10 protein-coding genes and 2 rRNA genes (1 of these 12 running past the window's edge) are annotated in these 12,284 nt (G+C 45.4%); all 12 read right to left on the bottom strand.

The annotated features are described in order from the left end of the window. Positions 1–425 (bottom strand): 23S ribosomal RNA (locus CKV62_RS03055) (it extends 2,510 nt beyond the left edge of the window). A gap of 588 nt (positions 426–1,013) precedes the next feature. After that, positions 1,014–2,577, bottom strand: a 16S ribosomal RNA gene (locus CKV62_RS03050). Together the 16S and 23S rRNA genes form the textbook arrangement of a ribosomal RNA operon. Positions 2,578–3,162: 585 nt before the next feature. Continuing rightward, complete coding sequence (gene secF, locus CKV62_RS03045) at positions 3,163–4,059, bottom strand: protein translocase subunit SecF (protein ID WP_095065629.1); 897 nt, start codon at positions 4,057–4,059, stop codon at positions 3,163–3,165. Then, positions 4,056–5,330, bottom strand: a complete 1,275-nt coding sequence (secD, locus tag CKV62_RS03040) for a protein translocase subunit SecD (RefSeq protein ID WP_095065627.1) — start codon at positions 5,328–5,330, stop codon at positions 4,056–4,058. The genes secF and secD overlap by 4 nt, the downstream gene beginning before the upstream one ends. Before the next feature lie 15 nt (positions 5,331–5,345). Then, positions 5,346–5,915, bottom strand: coding sequence for a 5-formyltetrahydrofolate cyclo-ligase (locus tag CKV62_RS03035; protein ID WP_095065626.1), 570 nt, complete (start codon positions 5,913–5,915; stop codon positions 5,346–5,348). Continuing rightward, complete coding sequence (yajC, locus tag CKV62_RS03030; protein ID WP_095065624.1) at positions 5,915–6,205, bottom strand: preprotein translocase subunit YajC; 291 nt, start codon at positions 6,203–6,205, stop codon at positions 5,915–5,917. The genes CKV62_RS03035 and yajC overlap by 1 nt, the downstream gene beginning before the upstream one ends. A 76-nt stretch (positions 6,206–6,281) precedes the next feature. Then, positions 6,282–7,397 (bottom strand): tRNA guanosine(34) transglycosylase Tgt, encoded by a 1,116-nt coding sequence (gene tgt, locus CKV62_RS03025; RefSeq protein WP_095065622.1) that lies wholly within the window; start codon positions 7,395–7,397, stop codon positions 6,282–6,284. Positions 7,398–7,405: 8 nt separating this feature from the next. After that, the gene (queA, locus tag CKV62_RS03020) at positions 7,406–8,431 is read right to left on the bottom strand and encodes a tRNA preQ1(34) S-adenosylmethionine ribosyltransferase-isomerase QueA (protein WP_095065620.1); all 1,026 of its coding nucleotides are present in this window, start codon (positions 8,429–8,431) and stop codon (positions 7,406–7,408) included. Between the two features lie 11 nt (positions 8,432–8,442). Then, positions 8,443–10,014, bottom strand: a complete 1,572-nt coding sequence (locus CKV62_RS03015) for a SpoIID/LytB domain-containing protein (RefSeq protein WP_095065618.1) — start codon at positions 10,012–10,014, stop codon at positions 8,443–8,445. Further along, positions 10,011–11,021, bottom strand: a complete 1,011-nt coding sequence (gene ruvB / locus CKV62_RS03010; RefSeq protein WP_095065616.1) for a Holliday junction branch migration DNA helicase RuvB — start codon at positions 11,019–11,021, stop codon at positions 10,011–10,013. Before ruvB ends, CKV62_RS03015 begins: the two co-directional genes overlap by 4 nt. A 2-nt stretch (positions 11,022–11,023) precedes the next feature. Next, the gene (gene ruvA / locus CKV62_RS03005) at positions 11,024–11,632 is read right to left on the bottom strand and encodes a Holliday junction branch migration protein RuvA (RefSeq protein ID WP_095065614.1); all 609 of its coding nucleotides are present in this window, start codon (positions 11,630–11,632) and stop codon (positions 11,024–11,026) included. Next, positions 11,633–12,127 (bottom strand): crossover junction endodeoxyribonuclease RuvC, encoded by a 495-nt coding sequence (ruvC, locus tag CKV62_RS03000; protein ID WP_095065612.1) that lies wholly within the window; start codon positions 12,125–12,127, stop codon positions 11,633–11,635. Positions 12,128–12,284 lie beyond the last annotated feature (157 nt).

Genomic DNA, 12,284 nt, shown 5'->3' with positions numbered 1-12,284 from the left:
GGTTTCACGTGTCTCGTGGTACTCCGGATACAGTCCCGTGTATGCAAGGTTTCGATTACAGGGCTTTCACCTTCTACGGCTGAGCGTTCCAGCTCCATTCTTCTACCTCATTTACACTTGATGACTGTCCTCAACCCCGGTGCGGTTGCCCGCTCCGGTTTGGCCTCTTTCCCGTTCGCTCGCCGCTACTGAGAAAATCTCGTTTGATTACTCTTCCTCCGGGTAATTAGATGTTTCAGTTCCCCGGGTGCCCTCCTCATACTCAAAGGTATGGGTGACAGTGCATAACCACTGCCGGGTTCCCCCATTCGGATACCTACGGGTCAAAGGTTGCTTGCACCTCTCCGTAGCTTTTCGCAGCTTACCGCGTCCTTCTTCGGCTGATATCGCCAAGGCATCCACCGTACGCCCTTAAAATCTTTACTTATTTTACGCCATAATTTGCGGCTAACTTCGTTGTGCTGCGTTCGGCTTGTCTTGCGTACATGAGTACGCGGCGACATCACCTCACTGGCACGCCTCGTTATCCATCCAATTCTGACGAAAATCTATTCTTAGATTTCATTGACATGCATTAGATACATTGTCGTTCATTTGTAGCCGTACATATTCATGTACGTCACCAATTAAGTCAGAGAATTATTTCCTATGTGCTCGGGTCAACCTACTTAGAAATTCTAAGAGATGACCTTACAAATATATATTAATTCTTCTATGCAGTTTTCAAAGAACAAACAATTCATATATTTCGCGTCTATCGTCGTTGCATTCGCTTCACTTGTCCTGCGTAATTACCATTACGCGGCGACGTCGTTCATCTCATGCGCCCGGATAGCCATCGAAATCTATTAAATTGTAAATGGTATTAAACCATCTGAGAGTCTTTACAGATCTCTCAAAACCGAACAATGATAAGTAGTAAGTACAGCTAGCGCTTATGCTACGTCTACTTACCCGCCAAAGTGTCGACCTAAGTGACATCCGGGCGCTCGGCCCGGTGTATGTCTCCCTAGAAAGGAGGTGATCCAGCCGCACCTTCCGATACGGCTACCTTGTTACGACTTCACCCCAATCATCGACTTTACCTTAGACGGCTGGCTCCCGAAGGTTACCCCACCGGCTTTGGGTACTTCCGACTTTCGTGGTGTGACGGGCGGTGTGTACAAGGCCCGGGAACGTATTCACCGCAGTATGCTGACCTGCGATTACTAGCGATTCCGACTTCACGTAGGCGAGTTGCAGCCTACGATCCGAACTGAGAGAGTGTTTCTCGGGTTCGCTCCACCTCGCGGCTTCGCTTCCGTCTATTGACTCCCATTGTAGTACGTGTGTAGCCCAGGTCATAAGGGGCATGATGATTTGACGTCATCCCCGCCTTCCTCCGCATTGTCTGCGGCAGTCTCTCATGAGTTCCCACCATTACGTGCTGGCAACATAAGATAAGGGTTGCGCTCGTTGCGGGACTTAACCCAACATCTCACGACACGAGCTGACGACAACCGTGCACCACCTGTTTTCTGGCTTCCGAAGAAGAGGAACCATCTCTGGTTCTGTCCATCAATGTCAAGACCTGGTAAGGTTCTTCGCGTTGCGTCGAATTAAACCACATACTCCACCGCTTGTGCGGGCCCCCGTCAATTCCTTTGAGTTTCAACCTTGCGGTCGTACTCCCCAGGCGGGGTACTTATTGCGTTAACTCCGGCACAGAAGGGGTCGATACCTCCTACACCTAGTACCCATCGTTTACGGCCAGGACTACCGGGGTATCTAATCCCGTTCGCTCCCCTGGCTTTCGCGCCTCAGCGTCAGTGTTCGTCCAGAAAGTCGCCTTCGCCACTGGTGTTCTTCCTAATATCTACGCATTTCACCGCTACACTAGGAATTCCACTTTCCTCTCCGATACTCTAGATCAGCAGTTTCCATCCCCTCACGGGGTTAAGCCCCGAACTTTTAAGACAGACTGACTGATCCGCCTGCGCGCGCTTTACGCCCAATAATTCCGGACAACGCTTGCCACCTACGTATTACCGCGGCTGCTGGCACGTAGTTAGCCGTGGCTTTCTATTCCGGTACCGTCAATCCTTCCAACTATTCGCAAGAAGGCCTTTCGTCCCGATTAACAGAGCTTTACAACCCGAAGGCCGTCATCACTCACGCGGCGTTGCTCCGTCAGACTTTCGTCCATTGCGGAAGATTCCCCACTGCTGCCTCCCGTAGGAGTCTGGGCCGTGTCTCAGTCCCAATGTGGCCGTTCATCCTCTCAGACCGGCTACTGATCATCGCCTTGGTGGGCCGTTACCCCTCCAACTAGCTAATCAGACGCAATCCCCTCCTTCAGTGATAGCTTACATGTAGAGGCCACCTTTCATCCATCCTCGATGCCGAGGTCAGATCGTATGCGGTATTAGCAGTCGTTTCCAACTGTTGTCCCCCTCTGAAGGGCAGGTTGATTACGCGTTACTCACCCGTTCGCCACTAAGATCGATAGAAGCAAGCTTCCGTCGCTCTTCGTTCGACTTGCATGTGTTAAGCACGCCGCCAGCGTTCGTCCTGAGCCAGGATCAAACTCTCCAAGATATCTTGAAGCTATTTGAATAGCTCATTTGTTTTGTTGTCGCTACAATTAAGTAGCTTTGAATTATGGTTGGTTTTGACTGTGTCAAAACCCGCACTCTGGCATATGTTCAATCGTTTTGATTGATTACCTATCATTGTTCAGTTTTCAAAGATCTGTTACCAGTTAACCCAGATAAAATCTAATGTTCAAGCATTTCTCAAAGAAATGATCGTGTTAACTGACGACTTGATTATAATATCAAGTTCTGTTCATTTCGTCAAGCATTTTTTAAACTTTTTATAGATTAAAAATTCAATATTTATTGAGCCGTAACGTAATGACTTTTATAAGTATAGCATATCTAAAATAAACGTCAATAAATTTTTCCACCCTTTCTTCATTTTCATCGTTTATTCATTTTACAACATAATTTATTCTTTTAAACAGTATATTTATTGTATATTTAAAATTCTATCCCCTTTATGAAAATCCTTTCATATCTGCAACTATAGTGCAAAATACAAAACCCCTTCCAAGGAATTACGAAAATTCCCGAAGGGGTTTTATATGCTTTCACAATAAATATCGCAAAAGTAATCCTTATACTATTGTTGATTGCGCATATCGTTCTTATTACGGCTTTTCCATAAGACCCACAAGGAAGTAGCTACGCAGATAGAGGAATATGCACCGCTGGCAAAGCCGATAATCATACATAATGCAAAGTTTTTCGTCGTATCGCCGCCAAATACAAAAAGGGATACACATGCGAACATAACCGTTGCCAATGTATAAAAACTGCGATGAATACTTTGCGTAATAGATGCATTTGCCAAGTCCGCAAATGTATCCGTACGCTTATGAGTATGAGTATTTTCACGAATGCGGTCAAAAATAACAACGGATTCGTTCATCGAATAACCTACGACTGTTAAAATCGCCGCCAAGAAAGACGCATCGATTTCCAACTGAAAATACGAGAATACGCCTAAAACCATAATCAAATCATGAAGAATAGCCGCTAATGCGGAAACAGCGATCTTATATTCAAAGCGATATGAAATATACAGTGCAAGTGCGGCAAAAGCGATGACAAGATTTAGAATCGCATGTTCCGTCACCTCGGAACCGATAACGGCACCTACTGTTTCTATACGCTTAACCGTATTAGTTCCAAGAGATTTTGTTAAGGATTCTACAACGGCTGCGCTTTCACTCGGCTCCAAGTTACGGGTACGAATCATTACATCCTCACCGGACGTATCACCTGTCGTATCTCCGGAAAGCTGAATTTGTGCGCTTTCAAGATTATATGCTTTCAAAACATCACGAACCTGACTAACCTCTACGGGCTTGTCAAATACCACCTCGACAATGGTACCGCCTGTATAATCGATACCAAAGTTAAATCCCTTTGTAAAAATCGACACAAGGCTGATAATAACTAGAATAGAGGAAATGGCAAACCACCAGCGATGGTGTCTGATTACATCTAATGTCATTTGCGCTTACCTCCTTTCAAAGTTTTTGGTGCAAAAGCATCTGCGCTTGTGGCAGGGGAAATATTCGCACCAAACCAGAATGGATGGTTCGTGAAATTACAATCAATCAATAAGCGCAATAAGAAATGGCTCACAGTAATCGCTGTGAACATACTTACCACAACACCGACACCCAAGCTGATAGCAAAACCTCTAACAGGTCCTGATCCGAGAATCGTCAAAATAGCCGCCGTAATAATAACGGATACGTTCGCATCGGTAATGGTTGCCAATGCACGGCTAAAACCGGCTTCCATAGCAACACGCATGGATTTACCGGAAAATACCTCTTCTTTAAATCGCTCAAATATGAGGATATTCGCATCTACCGCGACCCCCATAGACAGGATAATACCGGCAATACCCGGCAATGTCATGGTTGCAGCAAAGCCCTTGCCCAATACGAGTAATAGAAGCAGAACATACACAAGTAATGCAAGATTAGCTACAACACCGGACAAACGATACAAAATGATCAGGAAGATCATAATCATAGCGATCCCGGCACTGAATGCTACAACGGATTTATCCTTCGAGTCCTGTCCCAGGGACGGACCCACTGTACGTACTTCCAATACATTGATTTTTACAGGCAATGCACCGGAACGCAAAAGAATCGCTAAGTCTTTGGCTTCTTCCAACGTTTGACTGCCGGAAATAGTCGCTTTACCGCCTGTAATAGCTTGTTGTACTACGGGATTCGTCAACTCTTTACCATCCAATGTAATCGCTATGCGACGACCGATATTTTTAGATGTCAAATCGGCAAATTTCTTAGCCCCTTCATCGCTCAATTCAATGGCAACAAGCGGTTGTTTATTCTGTCCCAGCTCTTCCTTCGCATCTTTCAAATCATCACCGGTCATTACGGTTTGGCCCTGATCATTTTTAAATTCCAACACCGCTGTCTTACCGATACGTTTAATTGCTTCGTCAGGATCTTTTACCCCCGGCAATTCGATGATAATACGACGAGCCCCTTCACGTTGTACCAACGGTTCGGATAGCCCCATTTCATTAATACGACGCTCCAAGATCTGTTTTGCCCGTTCAACCGCATCATTATCAGCCACACCGGTTGCGGAATCTTCCGCTTCCAGTACGATATGCGTACCGCCTTGTAAATCAAGACCTTGTTTCAAGGATCCCGCTAAAGGTTGAATAAAGTACGCAAATAACCCAATGATGACAGCAACGGCAAATAAAAACTTTACTATAGCTTTGCCTTTCAAAATAGTTGCTCCCTTCTACTGCACGCAATGCACTATGCCTTGCTCTGTAATAATCTGTTCCACCCGACAATCGTGCTCATCCATCGGAATCGGTGTATCGCTCAATTGAGCACTCCAACACACGCCTATATAGAATGATGGTGAAAGCCCCGCGAGAAATCGATCATAATAACCGTTTCCCATTCCCATGCGCCCGCCATAACGGTCAAATCCCGCACCGGGCACAAGAATCAAATCCAGATCATCCGGCTGGATGATATCATATGGTTCAGGAGGAATACGTATACCTAGAACACCACGAGTAACAGCATCCAAAGACTGCAGACGAACTGCAATCATCGTCGTCTTATCGACACATACAGGAACGTATACAGATTTACCGCATATTAAGGCATGTCTGATTACACCGTCTAAATTAGCCTCTTTAGGCATCGCTAAATAAGCCATAACGGTCTTTGCCGACTGATACCGAGGATTCAAAGTAATTTGTTCTGTTAACGATTTTGTCCATCGTTCACAATCTTCAATCGATAAAGCAGCGCGCACGGATTTACACGCCCGGCGCACTGCTTCCTTCGTATTCATTATTTTTCGTCCTTATTTTTCTTGGAAAGCACATTTGCAATAGCGGTGCGCGCAAAAGTCAATTCAACCTTTTCAGCAACCTGTACCTTCACCTTTTCATCGTCAAGCTCAATGATTTCTCCATAAATACCACCGATAGTAACGATTTTCTGACCTTTTTTCAAACTGCCCAAAAGGTTGGCGCGTTCTTTTTGTTGTTTCTTTTGTGGACGCCACAATAAGAAATAAAAAATCACTACCATTAACAAAATCGGCCAGCTGGTTTGTAATATTTGTTGGATATCTCCCATTTTTTCCTCCTAGATAATAAATTTGTATTTCTTTTCTAGTATAGCCATCTAAGATAAATTTGACTAGACTAAATTACTATTTTTTAAAACTATCCCAGAACTGCATTCTGAATTGAGGGAATCGATCCTCTAGGATAGCTTGACGCATTTGACGCATAAACTCAAGTAAAAAATAAAGATTATGATATGTTACGAGTCTCAACGCTAGAATTTCCTCCGCCTTATACAAATGACGAATATAAGCGCGAGAATAATTTTGACAGGTATAGCATTGACAACCTTCCTCCAACGGACCCCAATCCCTGCTATAAACGGCATTTCGAATATTGAGACGCCCCTTCCAGGTCATGGCCATCCCGTTGCGAGCTACCCGCGTCGGATATACACAGTCAAACATATCGACACCGCGTGCCACGCCTTCCACTAGGCAGTCCGCCGTACCGACCCCCATCAGATAACGGGCTTTATCGGTCGGTAATAACGGTGTAGTATATTCGAGGATTTCATTCATCAAATCATGCGGTTCACCTACCGATAAACCGCCGATACTATATCCTTCAAAATCCATCGCAACCAATTCTTCAGCGCTTTGTTTACGCAAAGCCTTGTACATACCGCCCTGGACGATACCGAACATGCCTTGACGGTCATGTGCATGACGCGCCTCCTGACATCGATGAGCCCATCGAGTGGTACGTGCCGTAGAGCGTTTAGCATAATCATGATCTGCCGGATACGGAATGCATTCATCAAAGGCCATCGCAATATCGGATCCCAACTGTTCCTGTACCTTTGTAGCGACCTCGGGTGATAAAAATTGTTTCGATCCGTCAATATGCGATCTGAAAGTAACACCTTCCTCCGTGATTTTACGCATGTCCCCCAAGCTGAACACCTGGAATCCGCCGCTATCTGTAAGAATCGCCTGATCCCAATTCATAAATGTATGAAGGCCGCCGGCTTCTTCAATCAATTCAGCGCCAGGACGCAAAAATAAATGATACGTATTACTCAAGATGACTTGAGAGCCCATGTCTTTCAATTCCTCCGGCGTCATCGTTTTTACCGTAGCTTGTGTGCCTACAGGCATAAACATAGGCGTCTGAAACGTACCATGAGGTGTGTGTAATAGACCTGCACGCGCCCCTGTATGAGGACAGGTCTTTTGTAATTCAAAGGTTATACTGGCCATGTCCTCTCCTATCGTATAAACATAGCATCGCCAAAACTGAAAAAGCGATACCTCTCTCGAACAGCTTCTTCATAAGCCGCCAAACAATGTTCACGGCCTGCTAGAGCACTGATCAACATCAATAATGTAGATTGGGGCAGATGGAAATTCGTCACGAGAGCATCAATCATCTTAAATTGATACCCGGGATAAATAAAAATTTGCGTCCATCCACTCATCCCCTGTAATATACCATCATCATCGGTGGCGGACTCCAATGTACGCACCGACGTGGTTCCTACCGCAATAATGCGGGAACCGTTGCGCTTCGCCGCATTTATGCGGTCCGCTACATCTTTAGGAACAACAAAAAATTCACTATGCATTTCATGATCTTCAATGCTTTCCGCCGATACCGGTCTGAAGGTTCCAATACCGACATGGAGGGTAACAAATTCCAAGGATACTCCCTTTGCCTTGATTGCATCTAACAGTTGCGGCGTAAAATGAAGCCCCGCCGTCGGTGCCGCAGCAGAGCCTTTTTCCTTTGCATACACCGTCTGATAACGATCTTTATCCTTCAGTTTCTCATGAATATACGGAGGCAACGGCATTTCACCGATCTCCTGAATGATATCATCAAATACACCATCACAGGTAAATTCAATAATGCGACCGCCAAATTCAGTTTTATCTAATACGGTGCCTCTAAGTCGATCATCAAATTCAATAACTTGTCCTATAGGACATTTTTTTCCCGGTTTAACAAGACATTCCCAGCGACTTTCACCACATGGTGTGAGCAGCAAGACCTCCACTTTACCGCCGGATTCTCGGCGATGACCATAGAGTCGTGCCGGAATGACCTTCGTATTATTAAATACGAGTACATCGCCTTCATGCAGTTCTTCTAACAAATCATAGAAATGAGCTTTATGCTCAACGGCTCCTGTAACCTTATCCAAGACTAAAAGACGCGCTGTATCACGCAGTTCTACAGGATGTTGAGCAATGAGTTCCTCCGGCAGTTCATAATCAAAATCTGTAACTTTCATCGTAATCCTTATCAGTACATTTTCTTTAATGTAATGCCGCTATAATAGTGACGTAAAATTGTTTGATAATAATTGGCATCCCCCGGTTTCGCCTGTTTCGCCATCTCCGCAGCACCCCATTGAGACATACCGAGACCATGCCCCCAACCGTGACCTTTAATATAAACGGTATCGTTTTTACCTGTAAAATTATGATATGCTTTCTCGCTCCCCTTCTCCGGATTATGGTTAACATAAAAATCAAACAAGGTCGATTTCAAGCCTAAAATATTACGCAACGAATCACCATCAACGGTGGTTTTACCGGATGTGCCTATGAAAGTAGCGCTCTTAATACGCCCCGATACACCGCGATCAGATGTTTCTTTACCCGGTTTACCTAACGGAGTCAATTGAATACTTTTCAATTTTCCGACCCCCTTGCTTGCCGCATTCAGCTTGCTTTCCAAAGCCTGACGCGACGTAGTAACCGTCCAGTTTGATGTAGATGTTCCGGTACTGTAATCCTTTACACCTTTCAAATACGGAATATCATTACCCCACACATTGGCACTATCCTCTGTATAACCACCGCCGTCGGAGTGGAATAACGCATTGATAGGGCGCTGATTATAAAGCATAACAACGCCTTTAGTTTTTCTGACTGCATCAGTAGTGGCGGCCGATTCACCGGCAACACCGGCATATACCTGGTGATCCGTAGTAGGGCTCACATCATATAATTTACCCTTATTTTGCTCCATCGTATGCAATGCATATGTACGAGCGGCTACGGCCTGCGCTTCCAATGCCGCTGCCGGCCAAGACGGTACAGCCTCTTGCGCAACCACACCATATAAATATTCTTCTAAAGGCACCAGATTGATAATCATCATCGTGCCGTTATTAGCGCGTAAGGTCAATCCCCCGCGATAGCGCTTTCCTTCAAAAAGAAACGGGGCCTCGCTGTTAGAAGGTTTTAATGTAACCACACTGTCAACAGGCTTTCCGTTAACAGCGATTTTACCACCTCGTAAGCCTATGATGGTTCCACGATTAGCTCCCACCTGACTGACCTGACCGTTCGCACTATTTAGAACAACTAAATCAGATGTAGGTTTTACCGTTGCATCCTGCGTACGACTGCCCAATAAAACACGTACATTCGGTACCTGCTCCTTATGCTCTGCAGAAGACGTCACCACAGTACCGACTTTATTTCTCGTAATGGTGTCCGTATTTGCCGCAATACTGTTTGTATCCGATGACTTCTGTACCTTTGCCGCAGACGACTTTGTATTTGTATTCACGGATTTAGTCGAGGATTTTACAGCAGTAGCCTTCTTTACGGCAGTAGAACTCGCTTTACTTGTTGACTTTTGTGTAACCGCCGGTTTTGGTGCCGGTTTAGTCACTAATGGTCTAAATATAGATTTCTTCTGCATACCGGATTTAGGTATAACAACCTTAGATGATGCCGTTTTTTTCGCTACAGCAGCGCTCTTATTTTGTACTGTCGCGGCTTCCGCTGTAACAGCACCGCCCACATTGACACCTAAAAACAATGTGGCCATAATCATCAATTGTAATCGTTTCGTTTTCATTGCTCTTTCCCTGTTTGTGAAATACCGAGATGTTCATAGGCCGATTTAGTCGCCACCCTCCCACGCGGTGTGCGTCCTAAAAAACCTAATTGCATCAAATATGGTTCATACACATCTTCGATGGTATCTCTCTCTTCGCTGACAGCCGCCGCAATCGTATCTATACCTACCGGACCGCCGTCATATTTTTCAATAATACACTGTAACACACGCCGATCGATTCGATCCAACCCCATTTTATCCACATGCAAGCGTTGCAATGCATCATCCGCAATATCTCTTGTGATAACCCCATCACCTACGACTTGCGCAAAATCACGCACTCTCTTGAGTAGACGATTTGCAATACGCGGCGTTCCCCTTGAACGACGTGCAATTTCACCGGCCCCTGTCGACTCAATACCGATGTTCAGTATTTCCGCCGCCCGGGTCACAATAAACTCCAGCTCTGATTGTTTGTAATACTCAAGCCGGTTGATGATGCCGAAGCGATCCCGTAACGGTGCAGCCAAGGCACCGGCACGTGTCGTCGCCCCTACCAAAGTGAACTTCGGTAAATCGATACGCACCGACCGGGCACTCGGACCTTTCCCGATAATGATATCCAACGCATAATCCTCCATGGCGGAGTACAGTACCTCCTCCACACTACGAGATAAACGATGGATTTCATCTATAAACAACACATCGTGAGGTTCCAAATTCGTCAATATAGCAGCCAAGTCACCGGCTTTTTCAATCGCAGGGCCTGAAGTTATGCGAAAATTAACACCCAATTCATTGGCGATAATACCTGCCAATGTCGTCTTTCCAAGGCCTGGAGGTCCATAGAGAAGGACGTGATCCAGAGACTCCTGACGTTGCTTGGCCGCTTGAATATAAACACTCAAATTGCTCTTGGCTTCCTCTTGGCCTATATATTCCTTGAAAAACTTCGGTCGCAAGCTGTATTGCCATATGTCTTCTTCATGTTCGTCATTACCGACAAGGCGTACTTCTTCGTTCATGCTTACCGTCCCTTTCCAAGCTCAACTAAAGCGGATTTAATCAATGCCGATACATCGCGTTTACCGTCATCAAGAGACTCGACGATAGGCGCCACGTCGCGCTCCGCATAGCCTAACGAAACAAGCGCCTCAACAGCCTCATTGACCACGTCATTCACACTCATTCCAATCGGCTGAACTGCAATCGGTGCAGCCGTACTGATCCGAGTCATCTTCGCTAACTTATCTTTCAGCTCCAAAACCAGCCGCTCCGCAGACTTCTTTCCGATACCGGGCAACTTGGTCAACTGTTGTACCTGACCGTTTATAACAGCCAGCTTGAAAGCCTCCGGCGTCATGCCCGACAGTATACCGAGCCCCACCTTAGGACCGATACCGGATACGGAAATGAGTAAAATAAAAAGCTCATATTCGTCCTCCGTCCAAAAGCCGTAGAGCTGCATCGCGTCTTCACGTACATTGAGATATGTAAAGAGCGTCACCTCTTGCCCCTCTATCAATTGTTGTCGTGTAGTAGTCGGCACATATACCCGATAGCCCACGCCGTGTACATCAACGTAACAGGACTCTTTAAAAAGATGCGTTACGATGCCTCTTACATATCCAATCATTTATACAAACCTCATTAATCTATCACCATGAGAACTATGAGCCGTACAAATTGCCACCGCCAAGGCATCGGCCGTATCATCAGGCTTGATCCTCTCACGAATCCCCAAAATATTCATGGTCATGTAAATCACCTGATTCTTGTCCGCTTTACCGTAACCTGTAACGGCCTGCTTAATCTGTAGCGGCGTATACTCGTACAGCGGTATGCGCTGCTGCTCAGCAGCGAGCAGAATAACACCGCGCGCCTGGCCGACCTTGATCGCGGTCGTCACATTTCGGTTAAAGAATAATTCCTCTACACCGAATTTATCAGGTTTATATTCCTCTAAAATATCACTTAAGTCATTAAACAATATCTCTAAGCGTTGTGAATCGGTCAATTCCTTGGGAGTTGTAATCGCCCCGTAAGCCACCGGGAGCAGTTTACTACCTTTCACGTCTATAATGCCATATCCGCATATAGCCGTGCCCGGATCGATACCAATAATGCGCACCCTAACCCCCTTAGTTTAAAAATGAGATAAGCCTCCGCTTACCTCCATCACATAATCTATTTTATTATAGCATATAAGAACATCGAAATTCATGAATTACCTCAGAAAAATCAAATTTTCTCCATTAAATTTAACGTATGACCCACACCATAAAATG

This window comes from Veillonella rodentium, from assembly GCF_900187285.1.
In the GTDB taxonomy this organism is placed as follows: Bacteria; Bacillota; Negativicutes; order Veillonellales; family Veillonellaceae; genus Veillonella; species Veillonella rodentium.
This window is presented reverse-complemented; position numbering and strand designations above follow the sequence as displayed.

Bases quoted from the DNA above. Each gene is read 5' to 3' on its own strand.
- secF (WP_095065629.1), bottom strand. From the start codon at position 4,059: ATGACATTAGATGTAATCAGACACCATCGCTGGTGGTTTGCCATTTCC.
- CKV62_RS03035 (WP_095065626.1), bottom strand. From the start codon at position 5,915: ATGAATACGAAGGAAGCAGTGCGCCGGGCGTGTAAATCCGTGCGCGCT.
- yajC (WP_095065624.1), bottom strand. From the start codon at position 6,205: ATGGGAGATATCCAACAAATATTACAAACCAGCTGGCCGATTTTGTTA.
- tgt (WP_095065622.1), bottom strand. From the start codon at position 7,397: ATGGCCAGTATAACCTTTGAATTACAAAAGACCTGTCCTCATACAGGG.
- queA (WP_095065620.1), bottom strand. From the start codon at position 8,431: ATGAAAGTTACAGATTTTGATTATGAACTGCCGGAGGAACTCATTGCT.
- CKV62_RS03015 (WP_095065618.1), bottom strand. From the start codon at position 10,014: ATGAAAACGAAACGATTACAATTGATGATTATGGCCACATTGTTTTTA.
- ruvB (WP_095065616.1), bottom strand. From the start codon at position 11,021: ATGAACGAAGAAGTACGCCTTGTCGGTAATGACGAACATGAAGAAGAC.
- ruvA (WP_095065614.1), bottom strand. From the start codon at position 11,632: ATGATTGGATATGTAAGAGGCATCGTAACGCATCTTTTTAAAGAGTCC.